The organism is Oleiphilus sp. HI0043 (assembly GCF_001634935.1).
In genome coordinates, this window is sequence record NZ_LWEY01000476.1 from 1 (window position 1) to 1,089 (window position 1,089).

A 1,089-nucleotide genomic window follows, 5' to 3' on the forward strand; every position below is an offset into this window, starting at 1 on the left:
TGGAAAACTATTCAAATTTGAGTGCACTGATTGGCTTTGCGACAGAGGTGTTGCTTGCTAAATGGATTTTTAGGGAAAGCTATTGGAAGGCTTTTAAGGCATCAATTGTGTACACCATTCTTCTGGTTTTATCTCTTATGATTTTATTTTTTGTTGGGATTTGGGTTGGGCTTAGTGCTTTTGTTGGAGGCTAGTTCTGTCGGCTTGGGTAGGAGGTCTGGTAAATGTTAAGAGTATTACTTAAATGGCTTAAGAAAATAACGATCTTATCAATCGCACCAATTGGTATTTATGGAACTTTGGAGTTGTCTCGCTATTACAGCACAGATGTTCAGTATTTACCTGATGACAGCTTCTTTACTGAGTTTGAGGATATCAAGGTTGATCAATTCGGATGGAGTGCACGGTCAGGACACGGAGGCATCTACTGGGTAAGTGACAATGAAATAGTCACCATGGCAGAGATTGAAAACGAAAAAGCTTTATACCTTGTGAATGTTACGGATGGCTCTTATACGAAATTGGTAGATACCCAAAGTCAAAAGAGGAAGCTCCGTCGATATTGCTTTTCCAATGACACTCTATTTGTCTCTTCATGGCCTTCTTCAGAGCCGCTAGAGTTCGAATATCAACCTAGAAATTTTAAGATTGTTTCTCGGCGAGGTTCTGAACTGAATGGACGATTACGTTCAGCCGTTAGGTGTGGATACTACTCGAGGCCAGGTAAATCTAAACAGCGCAAAGGAATCAGGGAACTGTTAAGGGAAGATGGGTTCATAGTGAAGTTAAGTTCGACTGGAGAGAAGTTTGACAGTGTAGAGTTAGTTAATGCAGATGGTGTTAGCTACAAAGAACTAAGTTCCGAGCCTGATGTTGTTAATTCAATTAATGGTACTGCATTGTACTATCCATATTTTGATGGGTATTTTTCTTATATGACGCAGTATAAACCATGTCCTGGAGTTGGCGTTTGGTGGTTAGGTCGTAAAGATTGGACGCTAAAGGTAAAGGACTATTGTTTAGGTCCTTGGTCTAAGGCTGGTTCGTCTGTTATAGCGCCTACTAATGTTGGTTTATTTGTTGAGCAGC

General features: G+C 40.4%; 2 protein-coding genes. Both read left to right on the top strand.

Going from position 1 to position 1,089, the window contains the following annotated elements; translation table 11 throughout:
• On the top strand, positions 1 to 194 hold a 194-nt coding region (locus A3729_RS06015), incomplete at its 5' end, for a hypothetical protein (protein WP_231877358.1).
• Between the two features lie 30 nt (positions 195 to 224).
• Positions 225 to 1,089, top strand: an 865-nt coding sequence (locus tag A3729_RS06020; protein WP_156497725.1) for a hypothetical protein, incomplete at its 3' end; no start/stop codon positions are given.